Source organism: Sphingobium sp. B2D3A, from assembly GCF_025961795.1.
Classification (GTDB): Bacteria; Pseudomonadota; Alphaproteobacteria; order Sphingomonadales; family Sphingomonadaceae; genus Sphingobium.
On the sequence record NZ_JAOQOI010000001.1, the window covers coordinates 2,378,392 to 2,403,691 of the forward strand.

The 25,300-nt window shown below is 63.4% G+C and carries 27 protein-coding genes; 14 read left to right on the forward strand and 13 right to left on the reverse strand.

Annotation, left to right across the window (positions count from 1 at the left end):
• Positions 1-147: 147 nt before the first annotated feature.
• Positions 148-1,287, forward strand: coding sequence for a cobalamin-independent methionine synthase II family protein (locus tag M2337_RS11075; protein ID WP_264570274.1), 1,140 nt, complete (start codon positions 148-150; stop codon positions 1,285-1,287).
• Between the two features lie 58 nt (positions 1,288-1,345).
• Here the strand turns inward: M2337_RS11075 and M2337_RS11080 are convergent, their stop codons facing one another.
• The 11 genes from M2337_RS11080 to M2337_RS11130 form a co-directional block, all read right to left on the reverse strand.
• Complete coding sequence (locus tag M2337_RS11080; protein WP_264588599.1) at positions 1,346-2,605, reverse strand: MFS transporter; 1,260 nt, start codon at positions 2,603-2,605, stop codon at positions 1,346-1,348.
• A 93-nt stretch (positions 2,606-2,698) separates the two neighbouring features.
• A complete protein-coding gene (locus M2337_RS11085; RefSeq protein WP_264570276.1) occupies positions 2,699-3,163 on the reverse strand; it encodes an acyl-CoA thioesterase in 465 nt (154 codons plus the stop codon).
• Entirely contained in the window at positions 3,160-3,603 is a 444-nt protein-coding gene (locus M2337_RS11090) for a nuclear transport factor 2 family protein (protein WP_264570277.1), read from the reverse strand. Before M2337_RS11090 ends, M2337_RS11085 begins: the two co-directional genes overlap by 4 nt.
• A complete protein-coding gene (locus M2337_RS11095) occupies positions 3,600-4,625 on the reverse strand; it encodes an aldo/keto reductase (RefSeq protein WP_264570278.1) in 1,026 nt (341 codons plus the stop codon). Before M2337_RS11095 ends, M2337_RS11090 begins: the two co-directional genes overlap by 4 nt.
• Positions 4,626-4,694: 69 nt before the next feature.
• On the reverse strand, positions 4,695-5,087 hold the full coding sequence (locus M2337_RS11100; RefSeq protein ID WP_264570279.1) for a hypothetical protein: 393 nt from the start codon (positions 5,085-5,087) through the stop codon (positions 4,695-4,697).
• 152 nt (positions 5,088-5,239) lie between these two features.
• Positions 5,240-6,187: a Gfo/Idh/MocA family oxidoreductase gene (locus tag M2337_RS11105; protein ID WP_264570280.1), complete on the reverse strand. Its 948-nt coding sequence runs from the start codon at positions 6,185-6,187 to the stop codon at positions 5,240-5,242.
• A 172-nt stretch (positions 6,188-6,359) separates the two neighbouring features.
• Positions 6,360-7,268 carry a class III extradiol dioxygenase subunit beta gene (locus M2337_RS11110; protein ID WP_181559639.1) on the reverse strand — a complete coding sequence of 303 codons (909 nt, stop codon included), beginning with the start codon at positions 7,266-7,268 and terminating at the stop codon, positions 6,360-6,362.
• Between the two features lie 2 nt (positions 7,269-7,270).
• Complete coding sequence (gene ligA / locus M2337_RS11115) at positions 7,271-7,690, reverse strand: protocatechuate 4,5-dioxygenase subunit alpha (RefSeq protein ID WP_181559640.1); 420 nt, start codon at positions 7,688-7,690, stop codon at positions 7,271-7,273.
• 11 nt (positions 7,691-7,701) lie between these two features.
• Positions 7,702-8,727, reverse strand: a complete 1,026-nt coding sequence (locus M2337_RS11120; protein ID WP_181559641.1) for an amidohydrolase family protein — start codon at positions 8,725-8,727, stop codon at positions 7,702-7,704.
• Positions 8,728-8,731: 4 nt separating this feature from the next.
• Positions 8,732-9,655, reverse strand: a complete 924-nt coding sequence (locus M2337_RS11125) for an NAD(P)-dependent oxidoreductase (protein ID WP_264570281.1) — start codon at positions 9,653-9,655, stop codon at positions 8,732-8,734.
• A gap of 17 nt (positions 9,656-9,672) precedes the next feature.
• Positions 9,673-10,890, reverse strand: a complete 1,218-nt coding sequence (locus M2337_RS11130; RefSeq protein WP_264570282.1) for a LysR family transcriptional regulator — start codon at positions 10,888-10,890, stop codon at positions 9,673-9,675.
• Positions 10,891-11,012: 122 nt separating this feature from the next.
• On the opposite strand from M2337_RS11130, the gene ligK reads away from it, so the two are divergent.
• The 4 genes from ligK to M2337_RS11150 all read left to right on the forward strand — a co-directional run bounded on the left by ligK (position 11,013) and on the right by M2337_RS11150 (position 15,359).
• Positions 11,013-11,687, forward strand: a complete 675-nt coding sequence (ligK, locus tag M2337_RS11135; RefSeq protein WP_319799422.1) for a 4-carboxy-4-hydroxy-2-oxoadipate aldolase/oxaloacetate decarboxylase — start codon at positions 11,013-11,015, stop codon at positions 11,685-11,687.
• Positions 11,688-11,738: 51 nt separating this feature from the next.
• Positions 11,739-12,791 carry a 4-oxalomesaconate tautomerase gene (locus M2337_RS11140; RefSeq protein ID WP_264570284.1) on the forward strand — a complete coding sequence of 351 codons (1,053 nt, stop codon included), beginning with the start codon at positions 11,739-11,741 and terminating at the stop codon, positions 12,789-12,791.
• 146 nt (positions 12,792-12,937) lie between these two features.
• Positions 12,938-13,825, forward strand: coding sequence for an amidohydrolase family protein (locus M2337_RS11145; RefSeq protein ID WP_264570285.1), 888 nt, complete (start codon positions 12,938-12,940; stop codon positions 13,823-13,825).
• A gap of 58 nt (positions 13,826-13,883) precedes the next feature.
• Positions 13,884-15,359, forward strand: coding sequence for a carotenoid oxygenase family protein (locus M2337_RS11150; protein ID WP_264570286.1), 1,476 nt, complete (start codon positions 13,884-13,886; stop codon positions 15,357-15,359).
• 81 nt (positions 15,360-15,440) lie between these two features.
• Here the strand turns inward: M2337_RS11150 and M2337_RS11155 are convergent, their stop codons facing one another.
• On the reverse strand, positions 15,441-16,184 hold the full coding sequence (locus M2337_RS11155) for an SDR family oxidoreductase (RefSeq protein ID WP_264570287.1): 744 nt from the start codon (positions 16,182-16,184) through the stop codon (positions 15,441-15,443).
• A 107-nt stretch (positions 16,185-16,291) separates the two neighbouring features.
• Between M2337_RS11155 and M2337_RS11160 the strand changes: the two genes are divergently transcribed.
• From M2337_RS11160 to M2337_RS11195, 8 genes are all read left to right on the forward strand, one after another.
• Positions 16,292-16,705, forward strand: coding sequence for a winged helix-turn-helix transcriptional regulator (locus M2337_RS11160; protein ID WP_264570288.1), 414 nt, complete (start codon positions 16,292-16,294; stop codon positions 16,703-16,705).
• Positions 16,706-17,081: 376 nt separating this feature from the next.
• On the forward strand, positions 17,082-19,406 hold the full coding sequence (locus M2337_RS11165; RefSeq protein ID WP_264570289.1) for a TonB-dependent receptor: 2,325 nt from the start codon (positions 17,082-17,084) through the stop codon (positions 19,404-19,406).
• 134 nt (positions 19,407-19,540) lie between these two features.
• A complete protein-coding gene (locus tag M2337_RS11170; RefSeq protein WP_264570290.1) occupies positions 19,541-21,118 on the forward strand; it encodes an FAD-binding oxidoreductase in 1,578 nt (525 codons plus the stop codon).
• A gap of 23 nt (positions 21,119-21,141) precedes the next feature.
• Positions 21,142-21,567 carry a c-type cytochrome gene (locus M2337_RS11175; protein ID WP_264588600.1) on the forward strand — a complete coding sequence of 142 codons (426 nt, stop codon included), beginning with the start codon at positions 21,142-21,144 and terminating at the stop codon, positions 21,565-21,567.
• Complete coding sequence (locus M2337_RS11180) at positions 21,564-21,941, forward strand: twin-arginine translocation signal domain-containing protein (protein ID WP_264570292.1); 378 nt, start codon at positions 21,564-21,566, stop codon at positions 21,939-21,941. Before M2337_RS11175 ends, M2337_RS11180 begins: the two co-directional genes overlap by 4 nt.
• Before the next feature lie 37 nt (positions 21,942-21,978).
• Positions 21,979-22,758, forward strand: a complete 780-nt coding sequence (locus M2337_RS11185; RefSeq protein WP_264570293.1) for a glutathione S-transferase family protein — start codon at positions 21,979-21,981, stop codon at positions 22,756-22,758.
• A complete protein-coding gene (locus tag M2337_RS11190; protein ID WP_264570294.1) occupies positions 22,758-23,537 on the forward strand; it encodes a glutathione S-transferase family protein in 780 nt (259 codons plus the stop codon). Before M2337_RS11185 ends, M2337_RS11190 begins: the two co-directional genes overlap by 1 nt.
• A gap of 78 nt (positions 23,538-23,615) precedes the next feature.
• On the forward strand, positions 23,616-24,092 hold the full coding sequence (locus M2337_RS11195; RefSeq protein ID WP_264570295.1) for a DUF892 family protein: 477 nt from the start codon (positions 23,616-23,618) through the stop codon (positions 24,090-24,092).
• A 51-nt stretch (positions 24,093-24,143) separates the two neighbouring features.
• Here the strand turns inward: M2337_RS11195 and M2337_RS11200 are convergent, their stop codons facing one another.
• The gene (locus M2337_RS11200) at positions 24,144-24,485 is read right to left on the reverse strand and encodes a YdeI/OmpD-associated family protein (protein WP_264570296.1); all 342 of its coding nucleotides are present in this window, start codon (positions 24,483-24,485) and stop codon (positions 24,144-24,146) included.
• Positions 24,486-24,663: 178 nt separating this feature from the next.
• Between M2337_RS11200 and M2337_RS11205 the strand changes: the two genes are divergently transcribed.
• The gene (locus M2337_RS11205) at positions 24,664-25,293 is read left to right on the forward strand and encodes a gluconate 2-dehydrogenase subunit 3 family protein (protein WP_264570297.1); all 630 of its coding nucleotides are present in this window, start codon (positions 24,664-24,666) and stop codon (positions 25,291-25,293) included.
• Positions 25,294-25,300 lie beyond the last annotated feature (7 nt).

A 25,300-nucleotide genomic window follows, 5' to 3' on the forward strand; every position in this document is an offset into this window, starting at 1 on the left:
CATCATTGGATATTGTCAACAATGGCCGTCTCCGCAAATGGCGGTAAGCCTTGCGTTTCTGGCCCGACCTCTCTCGGGCTTGCCTGATTGCATTGGTCGTGCGAGGGGCGGCGGCATAGCGTTGAATTGAAGAAAGGGTTGAGTACTGTGATCGCAACGACACATGTCGGAAGTCTGCCGCGCGGGCCTGAGCTTGTTCCCTTGCTGCTCGCGAAGGATCATGGCGAGCCCTATGATGCCGCGCAGTTCGAGACGGTTGTGCAGCAAGCCATCGACGATGCCGTTGCCAAGCAGGTCGAGGCCGGAGTCAGCATCGTGTCCGATGGCGAACTGGGCAAGGTCGGTTACTCGACCTATATCATCGAGCGTCTGGAGGGCTTTGGCGGCCACACCGATCGCAAGCCGGCGCTCGACCTCGCGCCATTGCCGGAGCTGCGCAAGAAGCTGGCCGCGATCATGGGCGATCAGGAGTTCACCCGCGCCTCGTGCATCGCACCGGTGAAGCTCAAGAACCTGCAGCCCTGCCATGACGACATTCGCCGGTTCGATCAGGCGCTCAAGGCACAGGGCAAGGGCGCACGCGGCTTCATGAATGCCGCGTCACCGGGTCTGATCACGGCCTTCCAGCCCAACGCCTATTATCCCAGCCACGAGGCCTATCTCGCGGATTTGGTGACGGCCATGCGCCCGGAATATCAGGCGATCATCGAGGCCGGGTTCGACCTACAGCTCGATTGCCCCGACCTCGCCATGTCCCGCCACACCGGCTATCAGGACGTGAGCGACGCAGAGTTCGTGAAGATTGCCGAGGCCAATGTCGAGGCACTGAACGCGGCCACCGAAGGCCTCCCCCGCGACCGGCTGCGGATGCACATCTGCTGGGGCAATTATGAAGGCCCGCATGATTGCGACATCGATCTTGCTAAGGTGCTGCCAACGATCCTGCGGGCCCGCCCCGGCGTGGTGCTGTTTGAATCGGCCAATCCGCGCCACGAGCATGAGTGGACCGTGTGGCGGGATGCGAAGTTGCCCGACGATCTCGTCTTGGCGCCCGGCCTCATCGACAGCTGCTCGAACTATGTCGAGCATCCGGAACTGGTCGCCCAGCGGATCGAGCGCTTTGCGGGCATCGTCGGCGCTGAGCGCGTGATCGGCAGCACGGATTGCGGCTTCGGCACCTTTGCCGGCTATGGCAAGATCGATCCCGCCGTCACGTGGAAGAAGCTGCAGGCCCTGCGGGAAGGCGCCGATATTGCAGCCAAGCGCCTCGCGAGCGTGCCGGCCTGATTTAAAAGCTCCATGCCGGGCCGCGCTTTCCAGATGCGTGGCCCGGCATCGGATCCTGTCAAGGCGCGGCCGCCATCCTGGCGCGTTGCGAGGGGGCGGTTTCGGTGAGGAACATCGCCACGATCCCGCCGAGGATCGCCAGCACCACCATGATCCACAAGGGCGCGGCAAGGCTGGTCGCGTCCGCCGCTACACCGGCCAGCGAAGGCGCGAAGACCCCTCCCAGGATTTCCGCCGATCCCATGGTGAGCCCGAGCGCGGTCGCGGCTTGGCGCGGATCGACGCTTTCGGATGGGACGGTGGCCATGAACAACGGGAAGATCCCGTTCAGGCCCCAACCAAAGAAGAAGATCGGGACCAGCCCCCAGATCGACCCGCTCCAGTAGAGAGCGCCCAGCGGCAGGATGATGCCGAGCAGAGGCATGGCGATCATGACGGGCCTCCGCCCGATCCAGTCCGACAGGCCCGAGATCGCGAAGCTGCCGATAGTCGCGGAAATCCCCAAGGTTGCGATCAGCCAGCTCATTTCCGTCGGCGTGTAGCTTCTGACGCTGGTGAGGTAGATCGGCAGGAAGGTCAGGCAGATGACGAAATAGCTGACCATCAGCACGCCCAGCAGCACGCAGACCAGCACATTGCGGGTGCGCAACACACTGAGGACACCTTGGGCTTGGCCATCCTGGACCTGTGGCCGTGCCGGCGCTGCGGGCTCCTCCAGCGTGAACCAGATCAGCAGGGCACAGATGATGCCGGGAATGGACGCGAGGAAAAAGGCGTTGCGCCATCCGAATTCCAGGCCGAACCACACCAGCAAGACCGGCGCGAGAAAAGACCCAAGCAGGTTGGACCCGAAATTCTGGGCGATGCCCTGCGCAAGGCCGCGACGGCGCGGATCGACTTCACTGGCGACCATGGCATGGCTGATCGGCATCACGCCGCCCTCCGCCGCGCCCATCAGCATCCGTGCGCACAGCATGAAGAGGAAGCTTGTCGCCATGCCGCTCAGAAAGCAACAGAGAGAGAAGCCGAGCGTCGCGCCGACGAGCAGCAGCTTGCGATTGCCGACCGTGTCCGACAGGCGCCCGATGGCGAAGGCGGCAATGGCCCAGGTGAAGGAGAGGCCGCCCGCGAGCAGGCCGATCTGAGCGTTGGACAATCCCAGCTCGGGCTGGACGAACGGCATCAGCACGTTGAGCGCCTGCCGATCGAAAAAGACGATGCCGAAATTCAGGCTGAGCAGTCCGACCAGCCACGCCTGATAGCCGCCGCTGCGCAGACGCGGCGTGCCCGCATCCCCCATCACCATAAGCCCCTCCATGAGTCCTCTTGTTATGAGGGTGTCATGGCGCAGGCTTTGGCAAATGAATAGCCCTCTATCGAATGGCGGTGCGCCCGCGATAGTTGGGCAGCCTTACGCTCCGGGCAGAGCGAACCGGGCTCGAATGTCATCGGGCACGCGCTCCGCGCGCATCCCGCCCGGGCGCTCGCTGTCCCGCACGGTCCACACCCGCTTTTCCGTACCGCTCACGCAGACATGCCCGTCCTTGAGCAGGCGATGGCGAATGGTGAAGCTGGAATTGCCGAAATGGGGCGCTTCCACCTCCAGCACCACATCGTCGCCATAGGCAGCCGGGCGCTGGAACTTGGCCGACACATCAACCATCGGAAAGCCGACTACGCCCTGGGTTTTCAGCATGTCCCGCTTGCGCACGCCAAGCGCCTTCTCGAACAGCATGATCGTGCTCTCGCCGAACATCTCGAGGAAGCGCGGCGCATAGACGATGCCTGCGGGGTCGCAATGTCCCCATTCGATGCGGTAGGGCCGGGAGAGGAACGCCTGGAAGTCATCCGGCTGTGATGCAGGGGCGCCGGTCATGCCGCGAAATCCAGACCGCCGCGCCGTTCTGCAAAGCGCCATCCCTCAGGCGTCTTGCGCAAGCGATCGGTATAGGTGCCGATCAGCGGCCCTTTTGGATCGCGCGCGGGCAGCCCACCAGTATCGCTCGCGACGCCCTGATACAGCACGATGACCGACAGCGCCGTCGCTTCGGTCTCGCTTACGACGTCCACGACCACGTTGGAAACCACATGGCGCGCCGCACGGACCGGCCGGCTCTTGAAGGTCGCGAGAATAGCCTCACGTCCCTTTATCGGCTGATCCGGTGCGCTTGGCCGGGCCATCTGGCCATCCTCGGTGTAGAGGGCCGCGACGGCGTCCCAGTCAGCCGCATCGTTGAGCAGCGTGTAGCGATTGATGAGCGTGGTGCAGTCCCACTCGATCGCCCGCCGCATCGCGTCGTCCAATGTCACGCTCATGCCGCGTCCGCCTCTTCGGGCAGCAATTCGGTATCGATCTGCTTTTGCGCAGGCGCGGGATAACGCGCGCCGGCGACCGCGCCAGGCGCGAAGATCTCGTCCACGGCTGCGATGGATTCCGGTGCGAGGTTGATGGAGGCCGCTTTCACATTCTCCTCAAGATGCGCGATGGAGCGCGTCCCGGGAATGGCGATGATCTCCGGTGCGCGCGCCAGCACCCAGGCCAGGCTGAGCTGGGCAGGCGTGATGCCGAGATCGGCTGCGACCGCATTGAATCGTTGGGCAAGCTTGAGATTGTGGCTGAAATTGGGTTCCTGAAAGCGCGGCATCGGGATACGGATGTCGCCGGCCTTGAAATCGATGCTGCTGATGGCGCCGGCGAGCATGCCGCGCGCGACCGGCGAGAAGGCGACGAAGGCGATGCCGAGTTCCCGGCAGGCGTCCAGCACAGCGACTTCCGGATTGCGCACCCAGGGAGAATATTCGGACTGGATGGCGGCGACCGGATGCACGGCGTGCGCGCGGCGGATGCTCGCCGCCGACATTTCGGACAGGCCGATAGCGCCGATTTTGCCGGCTTCCTTCGCGCGTAGCAGAGCGCCCATCGAGTCTTCGATCGGCACGTTCCGATCGAGCCGGTGCATATAATAGAGATCGATAAAATCGGTATCGAGCCGCTTGAGCGAGCGTTCCAGCGATCCGGTGATCGTCTCCGGCCGCCCGTCCAGCACACGCTCGCCATCGATCAGATCGAGCACGCACTTGCTCGACAGTACGAAGTCCTTGCGGCGATGGCCGACAGCGCGGGCAATCAGGCCCTCATTCTTGCCACCGCCATACAGCGCTGCGCTGTCGAGATGCGTCACGCCGATGTCGAGCGCATGATTGAGCAGGCGCGCGCCTTCCTCCTCGCTCGGAGGGGCGTCATAAGCGTGAGAGAGGTTCATGCAGCCCAGACTGATGGCGGAGACGGCCATGTCCGCGATGCGGCGGGTGGGGAGGGGTGTCGATGGCGAAGTCATGGCCCGGCTTGTGTCGCCCCGGGCATCAAAAAGCAATCCTCGCGGCGCTTTTGGCGAGGATTGCGTGCTTTATCGCCGAAAGCCGACGGCGGTTTCGATCCAGTCCCAGAAGTCCCGGGACGCATCCTTCACATGCTGGGACGCCTCGCGATAGGCGATGGGATCGTCCCGGACACGGATGACCGGCCAGTCCGCCTGATTGATGGCATTGCGTGAGCGGAAAGCCGCCAGCAGGCGCATGGCTTGCGTCATCAGTGCTGGCGAGGCGAGCAGGATGGGTTCGCGCTGGAGCGCGGCGCTTACCAGCCCGAATTGCTCGACGAACTGCCGACGGAGCTGGAGCAATTCATGCATCCGCGCCGCTTGCGCGATCGTGCCTAACTGCACGATTTCAGTTTCGGTGGCAGAAAACGCGCGCAGCAGCTCCGCGAGATCTGAACTTAACCCGGTCACCGCTGACATGCATCTCCCCCGCCGCCTATGGTCTGACGGTAGAGCGGCGCCTTAAACGGCAAAGCTTGAGAAATGACTACGGGCATGACGCCGATGATTGAGCGTCGCCGGAAATGAAGCGGTGTGCAGCCGCGAAACAGGCCGCACACCGCCAGTCTTTATCAGCCGGCCTTGTTGAGCTGAACTTCCAGATCGCCGAGCACGCGATAGCAATCGAGCACCTGTGCGACCGAGCTGTTTGGCTCGCGGCCCTCGCGGATCGCGGCGATGAACTCGCGGTCCTGCAGTTCAATGCCGTTGCTGGAGACGGCGACGCCGCTCAGGTCCACAGGCTCTTCCTTGCCGGTCACCAGATCGTCATAGCGCGCGATCCAGGTGCCATTGTCGCAAATGTAGCGGAAGAAGGTGCCCAGCGGCCCATCATTGTTGAATGAGAGGGAGAGGGTGCAGATCGCGCCGCTCTCGCTCTTGAGCTGGATGGACATATCCATCGCGATGCCCAGCTCCGGGTGCATCGGGCCTTGCACGGCATTTGCCTGCACGATCTTGCCGGCCTGATAGGCGAACAGGTCGACCGTGTGCGCGGCGTGGTGCCACAGCAGATGGTCCGTCCAGGAGCGCGCTTCGCCCTTGGCATTCATGTTCTTGCGGCGGAAGAAATAGGTCTGCACGTCCATCTGCTGGATCGCGAGTTCGCCGGCCGTAATCTTGTTATGGATACACTGGTGGCTCGGGTTGAAGCGGCGGGTGTGGCCGACCATGCAGACGAGGCCGGTTTCCTTCTGCGTGTCGATGACCGCTTGGGCGTCGGCCCAGCTGTCCGACAGGGGGATTTCCACCTGCACATGCTTGCCGGCCTTCATGCAGGCAATCGCCTGCTGGGCGTGCATCTGCGTGGGCGTGCAGAGGATCACCGCGTCGACGTCATCGCGCGCGAGTGCCTCGTCCAGTTCGGTGCCGCTGTGCTTCGCGCCATATTTGGCGGCGACTTCGGCGGCCTGCTCGGCACGACGGCTGATGATCGAGACGATCTCCACACCATCGATGTTCTTGAGGCCGTCGAGATGCTTTTCGCCGAATGCGCCGGCGCCTGCGAGTGCGATTCTCATGAGGGGGAGTCCTTTCTCCAGCTAACCCCTCCCTTTCAAGGGAGGGGCAAGGGGTGGGTGAGAGGTATCTAAACGAACGGCGGGGGCTCAATGCCCCCGAAGTCACTTCAAATGGGGTGATGGCCAGCACCACCCCAACCCCTCCTCTGAAGAGGAGGGGCCTTTGCGCGTGTCAGGCCTTCGCCATGCTGTGGCCGCTCATCACCTTGCGCGGTTCCAGCGGCGCTCCGGCCGTTTCTTCCGGTTGCAGGATCATCGCGCCGAGCGCAGTGTTGGAGGCCGGGATGTGGTAGAAGGTGTAGAGGTCACGCACCTTCTCCGGCAGCGCGCCGCGCATGATGAGCCACATGACCAGCTCGATGCCTTCCGACCCGCTTTCGCGCAGATACTGGATGTGCGGCATCTTGCTGAGCTCTGCGGGATCGCTGATCAGCTTGTCGATGAAGTTCAGGTCGAACTCCTTGTTGATCAGGCCAGCGCGCGGCCCCTGAAGCTGGTGGCTCATGCCGCCTGTGCCCCAGACGTGGACATTGAGGTCTTCCGGGAAGCTCTCGACCGCGGCGCGGATGCTGTCGCCCAAGCTGAAGCAGCGCTTGCCCGATGGCGGCGGATAGGTGACCACGTTGACCGGGAAGGGAATGACCTTGCACGGCCACTCTTCCGGCTCGCCGAAGATCATCGAGAGCGGCACGGTGCAGCCATGGTCGACGTCCATCTGGTTCATGATGGTCATGTCGAATTCATCGAGGATCAAGCTCTGGGCGATGTGCCAGGCGAGGTCCGGATGGCCCTTCACGTCGGGCACGGGGCGCGGGCCCCAGCCTTCATCCGCTGGCTTGAAGCTTTCGGCGCACCCAATCGCGAAGGTCGGGATGATGTTCATGTCGAACGCCGAGGCGTGGTCGTTATAGACCAGGATCACAACGTCGGGGGTGTTGCCCGGCTGCTTGATCCACTCCCGGATCGGCTCATAGCCCTTGAAGACCGGACCCCAATAATCGTTGTCGCTGGTCTTGGTCTGCATCGCCGCGCCGAGCGCGGGAATGTGGCTGGACGTAATGCCTGTGGTAACGCGTGCCATGATCAAAATCCTCCCTTGATCGAGCGCACGCCCTCAGGCGAACGACCACCGTCGATCATCATCTGTGCATATTCTTCCTGCGTCATGCCGGTCATCGATCCGGCAGCGAACTGGAAGCTCTTGCCATCGGTCGAGAAGAGCTTGGAGAGGAAGTAAACATTCCCGCCCTCGTCGATCATGGCATTGTAGTCGCGGGCCAGCACGGCCGCCTTGGCGGCGGGTGTCAGGTTCCACTCGTCGAGATAGGCGCTCTCGTCCGCCTTGAACCGCTCGCGATTCTCGGCCTTCATCAGGCTCATCGCGAACTGATTGAGATTGTAGCCCCGGCGCGCGCGCTGGGCCGTGAACACGCGGGTGCCGGGAATGTCGTCAAACTCGGCAAGATAAGCGTGAACGTCGATTCTTTCTTTCTTCTCGGTCATGATATCCTCTCTTAGAGCCCGCGGGCGTTCAGCTTGGCGTCGAGACGCGGGAAGACGCGGCGGGTATTGCCCTCAAAAATCGCGTGACGCTCCTCGTCAGAAATGTCGAGCGCATCGATATAGCGCTTCGTATCGTCGAAATAATGACCGGTCGTCGGGTCGATCCCACGCACGGCACCGACCATCTCGCTGCCGAACAGGATGTTCTTGTTATCGATCACGTCGGCCAGCAGGTTGATGCCGGGCTGGTGATAGACGCAGGTGTCGAAGAACACGTTGTTCATGAGCAGCGTATCAAGGCTGGGCTGCTTGAGCATGTCCGCGAGGCCGCGGAACCGGCCCCAGTGATAGGGCACCGCGCCGCCGCCATGCGGGATGATGAAGCGCAGCGTCGGGAAGTCGGCGAACAGATTGCCCTGCAGCAGCTGCATGAAGGCGATCGTATCGGCCGCCAGATAATAAGCACCCGTCGCGTGCATCGCGGGATTGCAGCTGCCCGATACGTGGATCATCGCCGGGACGTCCAGTTCGACCATCTTCTCGTAGAAGGGATACCAGAATTTGTCGGTCAACGGCGGCTGCTTGAAGTGGCCACCGCTCGCATCCGGGTTCAGGTTGCAGCCGATGAAGCCCAGCTCGTTAACGCAGCGATCCAGCTCGGCGATCGAGCTGGTCATGTCCGCCTCTGGCGACTGCGGCAACATGCACACGCCAGCGAAGGTCTCGGGATAGAGGTCAACCACGCGGGCAATCAGGTTGTTGCAAGCCTGCGCCCACGGGACCGCCACCGACTGATCGCCGACATGCGGCGCCATGGCCGAGGCGCGGGGCGAGAAGATCGTCATGTCCGCGCCGCGCTCCTTGATGAGGCGCAACTGGTTCTGCTCGATGGTCTCGCGAATGTCGTCGTCAGAAATCTCGGGATAGGGCGGGCAGGGCGTGCCATTCTTGAACGCCGCCTTCTGCTGCTCGCGCCACTCATCATGCGCCTTGGGCAGCACGGTATAGTGGCCATGGCAGTCGATGATCATCGTCATTCCGTCACCTTCCAGACTTTTCTGTTTCTGTAATTTTGGGCTGCGCAGCGGACACGGGCTTCGCGATCATTTCGGGATGCATGGCATCCAGAAAGGTCAGCTTTGCCTCAAGCCCCTGCGGCATCTCGATCGAACCGAGCAAGGCGCCCATCGCCCGCTGGCGTGCCACTGTCCCGCGTGTCATGGCCGGTTCGATGCCCAGCTCGGTAAGCGTCACGACCACCTCGTCCATCTCGGCAGCGCGGCGCGTGCCATGGGCGAGCATGCGGTCGAGATTATAATCGATCTTTTCGGGCCAGTCTCCGCCGAGTGAGGCCAGCACGTTCTCGGTCACGCCCGCACGACGGGCCGCGAGGATCATCTCCGCCGTCAGCGCCTCGATGCCCTTGATCATGACAGAACGGACCATCTTCGTCGCGCTGGCGGCGCCGACCTGATCGCCCGCAATCGTAACCTTGCTGAAGCCGATCGCGCGCAGCGCCGCTTCGCCCTGCGCAGCGTGCGGGCCGCCGATCAGCAGCGGCACAGTCATCGCGGCGGGCTGCACGGGCGACATGACCGCTACATCGACGTAACGACCGCCAGCCTGCTCGATCGCTGCGGCATTGCGCATCTTGGCGCCCGGCGACACGGAATTCATGTCGAAGAACAGCGCGCCGGGGGACAGGTGCCGCGCGGCTGCGGACGCTGCCGCCTCGGTCTGATCGGCGGTGACGAGGCTCAGGATCATTTCCGCGCCGGCTAGCGCGTCCGCCAGAGACTCGCAGCCCGTGACGCCCGTTTCGGTGTAAGCGGCGCGGATTGGGGCGGCCGTCTGCGGTTCGATTGCCTTGAGGTCGAATGCGCGCGCGTCGCTGCGCCATCCGGCGGCACCGGCGAAGGTTCGGCCCGCTTCCCCGAAGCCGATAAGGGCAATTCTCCCGCTCATGATCGACGCTGTGCCGCCTATCGAGCAGAATCGCAAATTTGTTCCCGCTCCGTGCCATAAGCAGAAGCGAATGGTTCCGTCGCGGCCCGGTCCAGCTCGGCGATGAAGGCGGCTTGTGCCGGGGCCGGTCGCCACTGCGCCCGGGTGGTGAGCGCGACCGCGCGGGAAAAGCCCCCGGGCGGGGCGCCAAGCGAGACGAGCCAGCCCGCCTCCTGCTCGACCGAGACCTGATCGGGCGAGAGCAGGGTCAGAAAGTCGGTTTGCATCAGGATCTCGCGGATCATCATCACCGAACCGCATTCGATCGGAACGGGCGGCGGGGCAAGTCCGGCCGTGCGGAACATCTCGTCGAAGCGCGTCCGCAGGGGCGCGCCGGGCGACGGCAAGATCCAGGCATAGCCCGCGAGATCGCTCAACGGGCGATCCCGTGCTGGCCCTGCCTCGGGATGGCCCGCCCGCGCGATGATAATCACCTCATCCTCGAACAGGGGGCGCTGCATGAGGTCCGGGCCGGGCGGCGGATCGCGCATGGCGCCGACCATCATGTCGATGCTGCCGTCGCGCAGGGATTCCGCCAGTTCGCCATGCGATCCTTCCACGATCACGATTTCGATGGCCGGAAATGAGGTGTTGAACCTTGCCAGCGCGCGCGGCAGCACCCGAGCGCGGGACAGCGGCATCGCCCCGATGGTGATCCGCGCGGGCACGCCGCCGGATTGGCCCAAGGCTTCGTCGAGGCCTGCTTCAAGCTCTGTCCGGGCAAGACGAAAGTTACGGGCGGTGCGCCGGCCCGCGTCGGTCAGCGCAATCCCCCGTCCGCGCCGTTCGACGAGCGACCGCCGGAGGATCAGCGACAGATCGCCAATGGCGCGATGCAGGGTCGGCTGCGAGAGGCCGCTCTGTGCTGCTGCCGCCGCATAGCTTCCGTTATCCGCGACGGCGAGGAAAGCCCGCAATTGCGCCATGGTCACCCGTCGCGAGCCGATCAGTTCGGCGGCTTGCTCGACGCGCTCCGCCAGCGCCATCGCGGGAGGGAGGGGCGTCATGCCGTCCGTGCGCCGCTCGAACAGTTGCACGTCCATGATGCTTTCCACGCGGGCAATGGCTTGGGTCACAGCAGGCTGCGTCAGGTGGAGCGTGCTCGCGGCGGCGGACACACTTCCCTTGTGCGTCACCGCCGCCACGGCGGCGAGGTGGCGCAGATTGAACGAAAAGGGTGAGAGGCCCGATGCCATGAGGGCCAGACTTAGCAGATGCTTATGATCTGCGCAAAGTTCGGGGTGGATTGACCGGACGCCGTTCCCCTATTCTATACGGGAGCAAGGCTGTTGCCAGTTAATGTTGATCGAGAGGAGCAATCATGGGTGTGGTCGTACAGAATATCGAGCGTGCTGATCCTGAGGTGATTGACGGTTTGGCGGCGTGCGGTGTTGCGACGGTTCATGAGGCGCAGGGACGCACGGGTTTGCTGGCGAGCTATATGCGGCCGATCTATGCCGGTGCGCGGATCGCGGGCAGTGCGGTGACGATCAGCGCGCCTCCGGGCGACAACTGGATGGTGCATGTCGCCATCGAGCAGTTGAAGGCCGGCGACATCCTGCTGCTGGCGCCGACCAGCCCCTGCGAGGACGGCTATTTCGGCGATCTGCTGGCGACCTCGGCACAGGCGCGGGGCTGTCGCGGCCTGATCATCGATGCCGGCGTGCGCGATGTGCGCGATCTCACCGAGATGAACTTCCCGGTCTGGTCCAAGGCCGTCTATGCGCAGGGCACGGTCAAGAACACCCTGGGCAGCGTCAATATTCCGGTTGTCTGCGCCAACGCGCTGGTCAATCCGGGCGATGTCATCGTGGCCGATGATGATGGCGTGTGCGTCGTCCCCCGCGCCAACGCCGCCAAGGTGCTGGAAGCGGCCCGTGCGCGGGAAGCCAATGAAGGCGAGAAGCGCGAGAAGCTGGCCTCCGGCGTGCTGGGCCTCGACATGTACAAGATGCGCGAGCGCCTGGAGAAGGAAGGCCTGAAATATGTGTGAGGCACGTCGGCCTCGGAATGCATCTCAGTTCGCTTCGAACGGGAGGCTGTGATGGACGGCATTACCTGCATGTGGATGCGTGGCGGCACCTCCAAGGGCGGCTATTTCCTGGCAGACGATCTGCCCACGGATACCGCCGCCCGCGATGCCTTCCTCCTGCGCGTCATGGGCTCGCCAGACCCGCGCCAGATCGACGGCATGGGTGGCGCCGATCCGCTGACCAGCAAGGTTGGCGTGGTCAGGAAATCGAGCCGCGAAGGGGTCGATGTCGATTATCTCTTCCTGCAAGTGTTCGTCGATCAGGCGATTGTCACCGACGCGCAGAATTGCGGCAATATCCTCGCGGGCATCGGTCCGTTCGCCATTGAGCGCGGTCTCGTGCAGCCAACCGGCGATGAAACCCGCGTCGCCATCTTCATGGAGAATACCGGCCAGGTCGCCGTCGCCACGGTGCAGACGCCCGGCGGCCAGGTTCGCTATGATGGTGACGCCTCGATCAGTGGCGTGCCGGGTACATCGGCGCCCATTCCGCTGTTGTTCCGCGATACCGCTGGCTCATCCTGCGGCGCCCTGCTGCCGACGGGCAATGGCGTCGACGAGATCAATGGCATCAAGGTCACGATGATCGACAATGGAATGCCCTGCGTCGTCATGCTTGCCAGCGACGTCGGCGTGACCGGCTATGAGGATCGTGACACCCTTGACGCCAATAGCGAGATGAAGGCGAAGGTCGAGGCTATCCGCCTCAAGGTTGGCGAGATGATGAACCTCGGCGACGTGACCGAAAAGTCCGTCCCCAAGATGATGCTGGTGGCGCCGCCGCGCGAGGGTGGGGCCGTTACCGTGCGTTCGCTCATCCCGCATCGTGTCCATGCCTCCATCGGGGTGTTGGGTGCGGTGAGCGTGGCGACGGCATGCCTTATCGAAGGCTCTCCCGCCGCCTCCGTCGCCAAGGTGCCCGAGGGTGCGACGAAGACGCTGGGGGTCGAGCATCCGACCGGCGTCACCGAATGCGTCGTGACCGTGGACGCTGACGGACAGCCGGTGGAAGCCGGCATGTTGCGTACCGCCCGCAAGCTGATGGACGGGGTGGTGTTCGGCTGAACATCCCCTGCGTCTATGGCAGGCTCCCTGCACCTCAGAACAAGTCCGTTCGCCCTGAACTTGTCAAAGGGCTGTTTCATCTGGAACAATCGAACGGAAAGTGAGAACCGGGCTTCGACAGGCCCAGCCCGAACGGAACCAATGAGATGACCGACCGCATCCTTTCCTGGCATAGCAACCCGAGCAAGCCCGCCTACACGCCGCCGCCGGGCGCCGTGGATGCGCATTGCCACGTGTTCGGGCCGATGGCGCAGTTCCCGTTCAGCGCGAAGGCCAAATATCTGCCGCAGGATGCAGGCCCGGACATGCTCTTTGCCCTGCGCGATCATCTGGGCTTTTCCCGCAACGTGATCGTCCAGGCGAGTTGCCATGGCACCGACAATGCCGCGACCCTGAACGGCATTGCCGTTTCTGACGGGAAGGCGCGCGGTGTCGCCGTGGTCGATCCCGCGATCAGCGAGGCCGAGCTTGAGGCGCTGCACGCCGGCGGCATGCGCGGCATCCGCTTCAACTTCCTCAAGCGCCTGGTAGACGATGCTCCCAAGGACAAGTTCCTCGAGGTCGCGAGCCGACTGCCGGAGGGCTGGCATGTGGTCATCTATTTCGAGGCGGACATTCTCGAAGAACTGCGCCCGTTCATGGATGCGATCCCGGTGCCGCTGGTGATCGACCATATGGGCCGGCCCGATGTACGCCAGGGACCGGACGGTGCTGACATGAAGGCCTTCCGCAACCTGCTCGATAGTCGCGATGACATCTGGTTCAAGGCGACCTGCCCGGACCGGCTCGATCCCGCCGGTGCGCCTTGGAATGATTTTGCCAATGCCGTCGCGCCGCTTGTCGCCGATTATCAGGATCGGGTCATCTGGGGCACCGACTGGCCGCACCCCAACATGCAGGATGCCATCCCGGACGATGGCTTGCTTGTGGACATGATCCCACGCATCGCGCCGACGGAAGCGTTGCAGCGCAAGATGCTGGTGACCAACCCGATGCGTCTATACTGGCCTGAAGAACTTCGCGCTGGGTCATAGCCAGTTCGATAACGAGAGACCAAACAGGCCCGAAACCGCAAGCTGACTGGAGAGAAGAATGCCGTTTCCCGCAACGCCGGACTATATGGGCCTCAACACGCCAGTCCGTCAGGAAGTTTCGTTCAAGGGCCTCACGGCATCCGAGGGCACCATTCCGGCGGATGTGCGCGGCGCTTTCTTCCGGGCAGTGCCCGATCCGCAGTTCGAGCCGTTCTTCCAGCCCGATACCGCGCTCTCCGACGACGGCATGATCAGCCGCATCCTCTTCAATGAGGACGGCACGGTCGATTATGACATCAAATATGTCCAGACCCCGCGCTGGAAGGCCGAGAACGCCGCCGGCAAGCGTCTGTTCGGCCGCTATCGCAACCCCTTCACCAATGACGCGTCGGCCGAGGGCGTGGAGGGGACCGTCTCCAACACCACGCCGGTCTGGCATGCGGGCAAGCTCATCATGACCAAGGAGGATGGGCCGGGTCATCAGGTCGATCCGCACACGCTGGAGACCATCGGCGCCTATGATTTCGGTGGCGCGCTCAAGTCGCAGACGATGACGGCCCATGTCCGCATCGATCCCGAGACCAAGGAGATGTTCGTCTATGGCTATGAGGCGGATGGCCTCTGCTCAAAGACCATCGCTTATTGGTGGACCGACAAGGACGGCAAGCTCGTCAAGGAACAGTCGTTCGAGGCGCCGTTCTGCAGCCTTGTCCATGACTTCGTGATCACCGAAAACTACGCGATCTTCCCGCTGCAGCCCACCACCGCAGACTTGGAGCGCGTGAAAGCCAAAGGCGCGCACTGGGTTCACCAGCAGGATCTGGAATATCACATCGGCGTGATGCCGCGTTATGGCGATGTGTCCGAGATCCGCTGGTTCAAGGGACCGAAGGGCGCCTCCAGCTTCCATATGATGAACGCGTTCGAGACGCCGGACGGCAAGGTCCATATCGATCATCACATCACCGATACCATCGCCTTCCCGCATATCCGCGCAGACAGCGGCATCGATGTGCAGCCTTGGGAACTGGGCGGCGGTTTTCAGCGCTGGACAGTCGATATGAAGGGTGAGAGCGACGGTGTGGAGGTCACGCCGCTCGGGCCTCCGGGAGACATGCCGCGTATTGCCGATGCCGATCAGGGTCGCCCGTACAAGCGGGGCTGGTATTGCAGCATGAACCCGCAGCCGATGGGGCCGCCGCTGATGGGCGGCGTCGTCGGTGCCATGTTCACCGCGCTCCTGCGGAAGGATTTCGAGACCGACGCAATCATCGGCTATAATCTGCCGCCGGCGCATGGGATGAGCGAGACCGTGCATGTGCCGTCGAGCGAGCCCGGTCATGAAGGCTGGCTGGTCGGCGTCGTCGATCATGAGACCGCGCCGGACCAGTTCGAACATGCGGTGTGGATCTGGAACGCGGGTGACCTGCCGGCCGGGCCAGTCGCCAAGGTGCCCGTGCCCACCCGCATGCGGCCGCAGGTCCATGGCTGGTGGGTGCCGATGGCGGCCTATCAGGCGGCTAAAGCAGCCTGATCATCGCGCACGTCCAAGGGCGCAGGTGTTAGAGCCTGCCCCCTTGGACGGCGATGATGTTTCGTCATACCACCTTGGCGATCAAAGCGTGCTGATCATCCGCACAGTCTCGTCAAACCGTCCCTCGCGCTCAGCCGAGCGAAGGAAGCGGACATTCTCGACGAGAATTTCCTCGGGCGTGGGCACTTGCTGAAAGAGTGCCATCACTTCCGCAGCATAATCATCGAGCGGCATATAGTTTTCCTGCGTGGATTGTCCCGGGGTTAGCTCGGTGCGCACGGCTGGTGGGGCCAGCTCGATCACCTCGACCTTGCCGCGCAGCTGTTCCCGCAGGGAGACCGTCCAGCTGTGCAAGGCCGCCTTGCTCGCGCTGTAGCTCGGGGTGCCGATCAGCGGCACGAAGGCGAGGCCGGAGGTCGTGTTGACGATCGCGGCGTCTTCCTGCGCCGTCAGATGCTCGATCAAGGCATTGGTGAGACGGATCGGCCCCAGCACATTAGTGATGAAGGTCTGCTCCGCCACAGTCGTGTCGCCACGTCGCGTCAGATCCTCGCGCTGCATGATGCCGGCATTGTTGAACAGGATGTTGATCGCCGGAAAGCGGGCGATCGCTTCGGCCGCGAATGCTTCGATGCTTCCCGGATCGCTCGCATCGACGGTGAGCATGTGCATGCCCGCGCGACCCTGGATGGTTTCAGCCAATGTCGCTGCGGTCCGCCCCGCGACGATCACCGTGTTGCCGAGCTCGTGGAAATGGCGCGCCAATGCGCGGCCAATACCGGAGCCGCCGCCGGTGATGAGAATGGTGTTGCCCGTGGTCTTCATGCCGTCTGCTCCAAATTCTGCTGGTGGACGACTGCTCATTTAAGTCCTAGCTTTCAGAACGAAAGAAGGCACCGGAAAGATTGATACTCACCGGAAAGAGAGTGTGAATGACAACTCAAGCGAAGCGCCCAAGCGTGCCAGCCAGCCCGGATCGCTACGATCAGATCGATCCCCGCGTGGAAGCGCTGGTCAATGACCTTATCGGCCAAGTCGCGGACAAATGGACCATGCTGCTGATCGAGGTGTTGCATGACCATGGCGAGCAGCGCTTCACACGGATCTTCGAGAAGATGCCCGGCATCAGCCAAAAGATGCTGACGCAGACCCTGCGACAGATGGAGCGCAACGGTCTGGTCCACCGCACGGTGCATCCGGTCGTGCCTCCTCATGTGGATTATCGGCTGACGGAGCTGGGGGCCAGTCTGGGCGAAGCATTTTGTGGCGTGTGGACTTGGGCGGAGGATCATCTGCAAGACATCGACGCCGCTCGCCTGAGATTTGATGAGGCACGCGCTCGCTAAGTGAGCCGGGCAGGGCGACCGCTAACTCGCCGCATTCTGTTTTCACGAACGCAGCGGCAACGATTCGCGCATTCAAGTTGGGACCTTAGCCGGCCTCCGCCTCCATCGCGGCGGCTGTCCGCCTTTGCCGTGCTTCAAAGATGCACAACCAGACATGTTTCTGCGCTCTTGAACAAGCGCCCTGATGCATAAGTCCCACGCCGGGACCAAAAGTTTGGCCGTCAGGCTGCCGCCGTCTCCTTTAAGTTGATCCTGTCCGGAATTCCTGCCTATATCAACGAGCCTAAAAAAACGGCTCCTGTATGCTCTGCGAGAGGTCGCAAAGACCCGCGCAATGTGAGGCTGCACTGAGCCGCACAGGTGAGGAGAAGATGTGATGAACAGGAAGTCCAGAATCCGCCCATTGCTGTGCGCCGGTTCGGTTATGGTGATGGCCATCGCGGCGACGACACCCGCTTTCGCCCAGCAAGATGCCGCCCCGCAGGCCGACAGCACCCCCGATATCATTGTTACTGCACAATTTCGGTCCCAGCGCCTGCAGGATACGCCCCTGGCGATCACGGCGGTGGATGCGGCGCTGCTCGAGGCGCGCAATCAGGACGACATCGCTGCGGTCGCCCGGCAGGCGCCCAGCGTGACCCTCACCCCCATGGGTGGCGCGTTCGGCGATTCCATGGGCGCCTCCATCCGCGGCATCGGGCAGTTCGATTTCAATCCGGCTTATGAGCCGGGCGTCGGGCTTTATGTTGATGATGTCTATTATCCGACCCTCACCGGCGCCAATTTCGACCTGCTCGACCTGGAGCGCGTGGAAGTGCTGCGGGGCCCGCAGGGAACGCTTACGGGTCGCAACTCGATTGGCGGCGCGATCAAACTATTCTCGAAGAAACCGGAACCCGATCCGAGCGGTTTTGCCGAAGTGAGCTATGGCTCGCGCAACCGCGTGGAAGTGCGGGCGGGGGCGAATTTCCCGATTACGGATATGCTCTTCGCTCGCGTGTCCGGCGTCCACAAGAGCCAGCGCGGTTATGTCCAGCAGATCGACTATGGCTGCGCCAACCCCGGCAATCCCGAGGGCATCCTGCCGGCCGTGCCGACCAACACCGACTGCGTGGTCGAGGATCTGGGCGGCATCAATTATTCAGGCGTACGCGGCGCGCTGCGTTATGCCGGCGAGAAGCTCGATATCCAGATCATCGGCGACTATCAGTATTCCGACCGCCCGAGCGCTGCGGAAGTGCCGATCGTCGCGCAGGGCGATGCCTCGAACTTCCTGTGCGGACCGTGGTGCACCTATGCAAGCTGGGGGCTGCCGGCGGGCGGTCAGGCCGGCAACTGGAATACGGGCAATCGTAACAAGTTCCGTGGCTGGGGCGTGTCTGGCCATATCGATTGGGATGTGACCGACAATCTTCAGGTCCAGTCGATCACGGCCTATCGCTCCTACAACAACCGCTGGGGCACGGACGACGATTTCACGCCGACGCTGACGCGGGCCGCTGGCGGCTTCAACGATCTTGATTTCTGGTTCGTGAGCCAGGAGCTGCGGGTCAACGCCAAGCTTGGCGACATGGCCGATTTGACCGTGGGCGGCTATTATTCCGACCAGCGCAGCACCTACTTCACCATTCAGGATATCCGCTACATCATCCCCGGCGTGCCGCTCCAGTTCCTCGGCAACGATCCGATCAATGCGGACAGCAAGGCCGTGTTCGGCACCGCGATCGTCCGTCCGGTTGATGGCATGACGATCACGGGCGGTATCCGCTACACTGAGGAGCATAAGGACTACACGTTCATCCGGCGGAACCTCGACAATACCGCGCCGCTCTTCCCCGATCCGTTCGGCCTCTCGGCTCTCAATAACCTGAAGGCCGTGTATGACGGGAGCCGCGTCGACTGGCGCCTGTCCGTGGATTACCGCTTCTCGCCGGAAGTGTTGCTCTATGGAACCGTGGGCACGGGCTTCAAGGGTGGCGGCGTCACCGCGCGCCCGTTCCTGCCGACGCACGCGACCCAAGGCACGTTCGGGCCGGAGACCGTCACAGCCTACGAAATCGGCCTGAAGACGGACTTGCTCGACCGTCGTCTGCGCGTGAACCTCGCGGGCTTCTACAACGACTATAAGGCGATCCAGCTGCCGCTTTCCGACTGTTCGGCTTATGGCGGCGGGCCCTGCGCAGTCATCGCCAATGCCGGCGACGGCAAGATGTGGGGCTTTGAAGCCGAGGTTTCGGCAACCCCGGTCGACAATCTGATGATCGACGCGTCGCTGAGCCTGATCGGCTCGGAGTACAAGTCGATCTCGCCCGCCGTCGGCAGCACGATCACCGCCGGCAGCCCCATCGTTTCGCCCGAAACGCAGTGGAGCGCAGGCATTCAGTATGAGATCGACATGGGCGGGGCAGGCTCGATTACGCCGCGGCTGGACGTTGCCTATCGCGGCCGGCAGTTGGCCAGCAGAACGCTGAATGCGGTCAATCCGGACTTCGAATATTTTCCCTCCTACGTCCTTGGCAGCACCCGGCTGACCTGGCGTAATCAGGATCGCGACCTCGCCGTGTCGTTCGAAGTCACCAATCTCTTCGACGAATATTACTACACGTCGCGGTTTGACGCAGTCTACGGCTTCGCGGGCACGGCCTATGCCAATGTCGGCGCGCCGCGCGAATGGCGCGTGTCGATCAAGAAGGATTTCTGAGGCCCTAGGGCGAGATAAACTTGAGGAGGGCGGCCGCGTGGTCGCCCTCATTTCCTTTGACCGCCCCATGATCCCACAATAGCAATAGTCGAAAGAGCGAGAGGCCGCACAGGCCCGCAAGGAGAGGTGAGCGCATGAAGCTAGTTTTGCCGCCCGGAATGTCACCGCAACGCTTCGATGCCGCCGTCAAGGCGTTGCAGGCTGCGGTCGGTGCGGGCTGGGTGATGACCAGCGATGAAGATCGCGACGCCTATGCGGATATTTACGCGCCGGGGCCCGAGACGCTCTGGACCGCATCGGGCGCGGTAGCCCCGAGCACGGTCGAGGAAGTGCAGGCGGTCGTGCGCATTGCCAATGAGCACAAGCTCCCCTTGTGGACAGTCGCGCGCGGCAAGAACCTTGGTTATGGTACGGCGGCACCGCGGATGCCGGGCTGTATGGTGCTGGATCTCGGGCGGATGAACCGCATTCTCGAGGTGGATCCAGAGCTGGGCTACTGCGTGATCGAGCCGGGCGTCGGCTTCATCGATCTCTATGAGCATATCCAGCGCGAGAAGCTGCCGCTGATGATGTCCGTTCCCGGCAATGGCTGGGGCTCAGTGCTTGGCAACGCGCTCGATCATGGCATCGGCTACACGCCCTACGGGGTCCACGCGAGCAACCTGTGCGGCATGGAAGTCGTGCTCGGCAATGGCGATGTGGTGCGCACGGGCCTTGGCGCCATGGAGAACAACAAGGCCGCGCATCTTTTCCCGTTCAGCTACGGCCCGAGCTGGGACCAGATGTTCACCCAGTCCAATCTGGGCGTCGTGACCAAGGCCGGCATGTGGCTGATGCCGGAGCCGGAAACCTCGGTGGAGCTGAACCTTGAAATCCCACAGGCGGAAGACATCGCCTGGGTGATCGACACGCTCACGCCCCTGCGGCTCAATCGGATCATCGATCAGTCGATCTTCATCCCGAGTTGGCTCGGCAAGATGACGATCCTGGGGCAACGCAAGGACTTCTGGGACAAGCCCGGCGCCATTCCTGACTGGCGCGTGCAGGAGCTGCTCAAGGAGCACAAGCTCAGCTACTGGAACATGCAGTTGCGCCTCTATGGCGAGGAATCGGTGACCAAGGCCAAGGCGGCTGTCGTGAAGGCGGCGTTCGCGCCGCACCTCAAGACGCCGATCGGCGAGCGCTGGTGGCGCAAGGGCGATCCGACCAATGTGATGGACCTGACGCTCGGCGTACCATCGGCCGTTCCGCTGCAGATGGGCGACTGGGTTGGCGGGCGCAGCGCGCATATGGGCTTCTCGCCGGTCGTCCCGGCCACCGGCAAGCATGTGCTCGACCAGATGCGCCGCAGCCGCAAGATCATCAACGATCATGATGTGGATTTCTACGCCAGCTTCACCATTGGCGGGCGGTTCTGCAACAATGTGAACATGCTCATGTACGACCGCGACAACGACAAGCAGGTCGAGACGATCAAGACGCTGTTCAACGCCCTGATCGCCGACGCTGCCGCCCATGGCTGTGCCGAATATCGCACCCATCTCGGCTGGATGGACGCGATCTCCGATACCTTCGGGTTCAACAACCACGCCATGCGGCGGATGACCGAGCAGGTGAAAAACACGCTCGACCCGAACGGCATTCTCTCCCCCGGCAAGAACGGCATCTGGCCCAGCGCCTATGCCGACCAGCGTGGAAAGGCACTGGCATGAGGATAGGGCAGGTAACGAGCCTCATGACGCTGATGGCAGTCGGCGTGCTGATGACGACCTATGATCTGGGGACAAGGGATGCGCGGGCTGCCCAGCCCGGCGGTGCTCCGGCAGGCGGCCCGCCGCCACCCTCCGCTTACGGCATGAGGGCGCAAATGGCGCCAGGGGACCGGCAGCATAATGCCAATAGCGGTGAAGCCCTGTTCTCCAATCGGTGCGGCGCCTGCCATTTCGATTGGGGGATGGGCACCAATCTGATCACCAAACAGCAGGTGATGATGGGCAACCCGCCCGCCATGGGCCTGATCGCTAACCGGGACGATTTGACCGCTGACTATGTCAAAGCGGTCGTGCGCATGGGCAAGGGCGCGATGCCGCGCCAGACGCGCGTGGACATCACCGATTCCGAACTGGAAGCCGTGGCGGCCTATCTGGGGAAGGGTAAATGAGCAGCGTCTCGCGGCGGCAATTGCTGGGCGGCGTGGCGGTGGCAGGGGCTGTCGGCTTACTCGGCGCCCGGGCCGTCGCTGGGCCGGAGAAGGCAGCCCGCATCGTCGTCTATGACAGCCGCAGAGCCGCAAGCCGGTCTTTCGCGGGGCAGTTCTTCGGCGTGCAGCAGATCGATCTTGCCGGAGAGCATAGCCGCAACTGGGCCGGCGTCCGCGCGATCCGTCGCAGCGGCGCGATGTCTGGTCCGGTGGCGGGTCTGACCGGGTGGAATGACTATGTCGCCGCCCGGACCTGGCTTGAGGATCGCGGGCTGCGTCTGCGCTCTGAACGGCGCGACGCGACGCATGACCTCATCGCCTGGACGATGGCCTGAAATTGATCGAGAGGAGAGGGCAGCGGCCCGCGTTACGATGAGCAGCAGCAACGACGTCACTTTGTACCATTGGGAGCCCAACGCCAATTCGGGCAAGCCCATGCTTACTCTCATCGAGAAAGGCGTGGCCTTCAACAGCCATTATCTCGACCTGCTCTCGTTCGATCAGCACAAGCCGGACTATCTTGCGATCAACCCGATGGGGACGATCCCGGCGATGACCCATAGCGGCCGGCTGCTCAATGAATCGACCGCCATGATGGAATATGTGGAGGAGGCCTTTCCCGGCCCCTCGATGATGCCTGAAGACCCGGTCGATCGCTGGCGCGTGCGCTGGTGGATGAAATATCTCGACCAGTGGCTCTGCCCGTCGTTCAGCATGATCGGCTGGAGCATCTTCATCGGCCCGCAGGTCCGGGCGCGCGACCCTGAAGAACTCAAAGCGGCGATCGACCGCATTCCGTTGCCGGAGCGCCGCACTGCCTGGCGCAAGGCGATCTACGGCTTGTTCAGCGAAGCCGAGCTGGCAGAGTCGACGCGGCGGGTGAAGCTGGGCATCACCAAGCTGGAGGAGGCGCTGGGGCAGCGCGAATATCTCGGCTCGGATCAATACTCGCTGGCGGATATCAATTGCTTCAATTCTGCTTACGGGCTCCCCTCCATGCAGCCCGATGACGTGAACGACGCAAAAACCCCCAACATCATGCGGTGGCTGCGCGCCATTGCGCGGCGCCCTGCGGTGCGGGAGACCTGGGCCCATAGCCGCGTACCCCGCTTTGCCGAGCGCATCATTCCCTTGATCGAGGAGACAACGTGATGGCGATGACCCTGTATCATGGCGAGCCGACCGGCCCCTCGCTCGCCGTGCTCGCCGCGCTGTTCGAGAGCGGTCTGAACGCGGAGCTTCGCCCTATCGACCTCGGCATGGCCGAGCGCCATGGCGGGACTGTGCCGCGCGCTTTCGAGGTCGATTACAGCGTCGAAGGGGAGGGCCCGGTGCTCGTCGTCGACGGTCAGGCGCTGTGCGACAGCGTGTTCATCGCCTGCTATCTGGATGATGCCTCGCCCGGTTGTGGCCTGCGCCCGACCGATCCCTATGCGCGGTGGGAAATGATGGCCTGGTGTCGCTGGATGATCGAGCGCCTCGCGCCCGGCGCGGCCGCCCTGGCCAACCTGGCGTGGACGATGCCGCGCTTGGCTGCGCTCGATGAGGCGCGCTTCGATGCGCTGATTGCCCCCATTGCCTCGCAGGATCTGGCCGAGCGCTGGCGCGAGACGCGTAGCGGCCAGCTCTCGGCCGAGCATCGTGCTGCCAGCGAGGCACGTATCCGGGAGGCCACGCAGAAGATCGAGGCCCGTCTAGACGCGCGCGACTGGCTCATGGGCAGCTTCTCCTTCGCTGATCTGGAAAGCTACGCCTGGGTGGCGCCGATGCGCGACCTGCTTTCCGATGCCTTCGCCGGCAAGCCGCGCCTGGGGGCGTGGCTGGCGCGGGTTGAGGCGCGGCCGAGCGTGCAGCGGGCGCTCGCGCAGGCGCGCGGCGCGCAGCCGGCTCACGCCTTTGCGCCCGGCCCGGAAATCAATCGCTGGGGCTAGGGCGGAACGTCCACCGCGCTCTATCGTTGGATGATCGGCGGCGCCTCTCGCGCCGCTGCATCATCGGAGAGGAGCAGCATGAGCACACAAGCCCGCGACCTGACCAGCTTGCTGACCGTCTGTCTGGAAGACCTCTATGCAGGACGGGTTCTTGCCGCCGAGGCTTTGCCCTCAATCGCTGCTGCCGTCGGCCTGCCGGTCTCCCAGATTGTCGATGCCCTGGCGCGCAGCTGGGGGGATCAGGCCCGTGCGATCAACGCGCTCGAGCCGATCGACGATCCCGCTGAGAACCTCTGGATGGGCGGCATCGTCAAGGATGCCCACCGCGATACCGAGACGATCCCGCAGGGGTCGTTACGCGACATCGCCATCATTGGCGCCGTGCGAAAAGCCGTGGCGGCCGATGCCGTCTCCCTGGAGACCGCCATCGCTCTTGCGAACAGGCTATCCAATGATCGTGCGCAGGACGCTCTGACCGCGATGCGCACGCATGCCCACGCCACCGACGAGCAGTTCCGCACGCTGCTGCTCGATGTGACGCAAGCCGCCGGTTGAAGGCTCCCTTCTGCGGGCTAGAAGAGTCTGGAAGGCGGCGATGGCGCGAGCCTAGGCGGGAGGCGTTTTGCCGGTCTTACCATCGATGAGCACCGCCTGCTGCCATCGCCCGGGGGCCTTGTCCGTCCGGTGAATGCACCCGGCCCAACAGCAGGGCCGCTTCTTGCCTTCGCGCAGTTCTTCGCAAGTTCGCTGGATCCGCCTTTCGCGGGTCTTCGCCTGTTTGGCGTCCTCCACCCAGCAGATGAACTCGTTCCGGCCGAGTGGGGTCAGCTTTTCCCAGAGAGCGGGCAAATCGGCATCTGCGGTTAGCGCGTGCCGAAGATCGTCTGCGGCCCGATGGACGGTGCCATGCGGAAATGCGTCTGCCGTCTTGCCTACCAAATTACCCATGGCCGCATGGTGCCCGCGATGACCGGCCAATTCAATGGGAAGGAAGCGCTGACTGCGTAGGGCGGACCCGCATTTGCGCTGCCCCGGCGCGACCTCGCAATGCGTAGTTTGACGTATTCCCTCCGAGCCCCTGGCAGCGCTCAATCATGGCACTTTCCGGCCGGTTTCGGAGTGCCTTATGACCCAGACTTCCCCCTCACGCCGCCAGTTTCTCGCTGCCGTCGGCAATCTGGCCAGCGCGGCCTGGGTGACCTTGAACTGGCCACAGATCGCGTCCGCCGCAGAGCATGTCGGGCATGGTCATGGCGGCGCAGGAGCGGGCGAGGGGCATACGAGCTTTACGACGCTGAACCCTGCGGAAGCGGCCAATGTCGATGCGATCGCCAACCAGATCGTGCCGGGCGGCGCCATGCCGGGCGCGCGGGATGCGCATATCGTCTACTTCATCGACAATGCGATGGGCAGTTTCTTTGCTGAGCAATGGCCGTCCTTCAAGGCCGGCCTGACCGAGTTCAACGCTGGCTATGCCGCGAAATATGGAACGCAGGCGCCATTCTCCGCCGCGCCGGACGCCCAGCAGATCGCCTGGCTCAAGGAGGTCGACAAGACGCCCTTCTTCCTGGCGGTGCGTCGGCTCACGGTCCTCGGCCTCATCGCCATGCCCAAATATGGCGGCAATTTTGAGGGGGTTGGTACCAAGCTGATCGGCGTGGTCGACAGCCATTATTGGGAGCCGCCCTTCGGCTATTACGACAAGGATTATCCGGGGTTCGAGCCCTATCCCGGCACCAAGCCCTACATGGCCTGACGGAGGC

Coding starts and splice junctions, on each gene's coding strand:
- M2337_RS11150 (WP_264570286.1), top strand. CDS start 13,884: ATGCCGTTTCCCGCAACGCCGGACTATATGGGCCTCAACACGCCAGTC.
- M2337_RS11165 (WP_264570289.1), top strand. CDS start 17,082: ATGAACAGGAAGTCCAGAATCCGCCCATTGCTGTGCGCCGGTTCGGTT.
- ligA (WP_181559640.1), bottom strand. CDS start 7,690: ATGACCGAGAAGAAAGAAAGAATCGACGTTCACGCTTATCTTGCCGAG.
- M2337_RS11095 (WP_264570278.1), bottom strand. CDS start 4,625: ATGACTTCGCCATCGACACCCCTCCCCACCCGCCGCATCGCGGACATG.
- M2337_RS11190 (WP_264570294.1), top strand. CDS start 22,758: ATGGCGATGACCCTGTATCATGGCGAGCCGACCGGCCCCTCGCTCGCC.
- M2337_RS11195 (WP_264570295.1), top strand. CDS start 23,616: ATGAGCACACAAGCCCGCGACCTGACCAGCTTGCTGACCGTCTGTCTG.
- M2337_RS11080 (WP_264588599.1), bottom strand. CDS start 2,605: ATGGAGGGGCTTATGGTGATGGGGGATGCGGGCACGCCGCGTCTGCGC.
- M2337_RS11100 (WP_264570279.1), bottom strand. CDS start 5,087: ATGTCAGCGGTGACCGGGTTAAGTTCAGATCTCGCGGAGCTGCTGCGC.
- M2337_RS11185 (WP_264570293.1), top strand. CDS start 21,979: ATGAGCAGCAGCAACGACGTCACTTTGTACCATTGGGAGCCCAACGCC.
- M2337_RS11200 (WP_264570296.1), bottom strand. CDS start 24,485: ATGGGTAATTTGGTAGGCAAGACGGCAGACGCATTTCCGCATGGCACC.
- M2337_RS11155 (WP_264570287.1), bottom strand. CDS start 16,184: ATGAAGACCACGGGCAACACCATTCTCATCACCGGCGGCGGCTCCGGT.
- M2337_RS11105 (WP_264570280.1), bottom strand. CDS start 6,187: ATGAGAATCGCACTCGCAGGCGCCGGCGCATTCGGCGAAAAGCATCTC.
- M2337_RS11125 (WP_264570281.1), bottom strand. CDS start 9,655: ATGAGCGGGAGAATTGCCCTTATCGGCTTCGGGGAAGCGGGCCGAACC.
- M2337_RS11130 (WP_264570282.1), bottom strand. CDS start 10,890: ATGGCATCGGGCCTCTCACCCTTTTCGTTCAATCTGCGCCACCTCGCC.
- M2337_RS11180 (WP_264570292.1), top strand. CDS start 21,564: ATGAGCAGCGTCTCGCGGCGGCAATTGCTGGGCGGCGTGGCGGTGGCA.
- M2337_RS11120 (WP_181559641.1), bottom strand. CDS start 8,727: ATGACGATGATCATCGACTGCCATGGCCACTATACCGTGCTGCCCAAG.
- M2337_RS11205 (WP_264570297.1), top strand. CDS start 24,664: ATGACCCAGACTTCCCCCTCACGCCGCCAGTTTCTCGCTGCCGTCGGC.
- M2337_RS11110 (WP_181559639.1), bottom strand. CDS start 7,268: ATGGCACGCGTTACCACAGGCATTACGTCCAGCCACATTCCCGCGCTC.
- M2337_RS11170 (WP_264570290.1), top strand. CDS start 19,541: ATGAAGCTAGTTTTGCCGCCCGGAATGTCACCGCAACGCTTCGATGCC.
- M2337_RS11140 (WP_264570284.1), top strand. CDS start 11,739: ATGGACGGCATTACCTGCATGTGGATGCGTGGCGGCACCTCCAAGGGC.
- M2337_RS11160 (WP_264570288.1), top strand. CDS start 16,292: ATGACAACTCAAGCGAAGCGCCCAAGCGTGCCAGCCAGCCCGGATCGC.
- M2337_RS11175 (WP_264588600.1), top strand. CDS start 21,142: ATGACGCTGATGGCAGTCGGCGTGCTGATGACGACCTATGATCTGGGG.
- M2337_RS11145 (WP_264570285.1), top strand. CDS start 12,938: ATGACCGACCGCATCCTTTCCTGGCATAGCAACCCGAGCAAGCCCGCC.
- M2337_RS11085 (WP_264570276.1), bottom strand. CDS start 3,163: ATGACCGGCGCCCCTGCATCACAGCCGGATGACTTCCAGGCGTTCCTC.
- M2337_RS11090 (WP_264570277.1), bottom strand. CDS start 3,603: ATGAGCGTGACATTGGACGACGCGATGCGGCGGGCGATCGAGTGGGAC.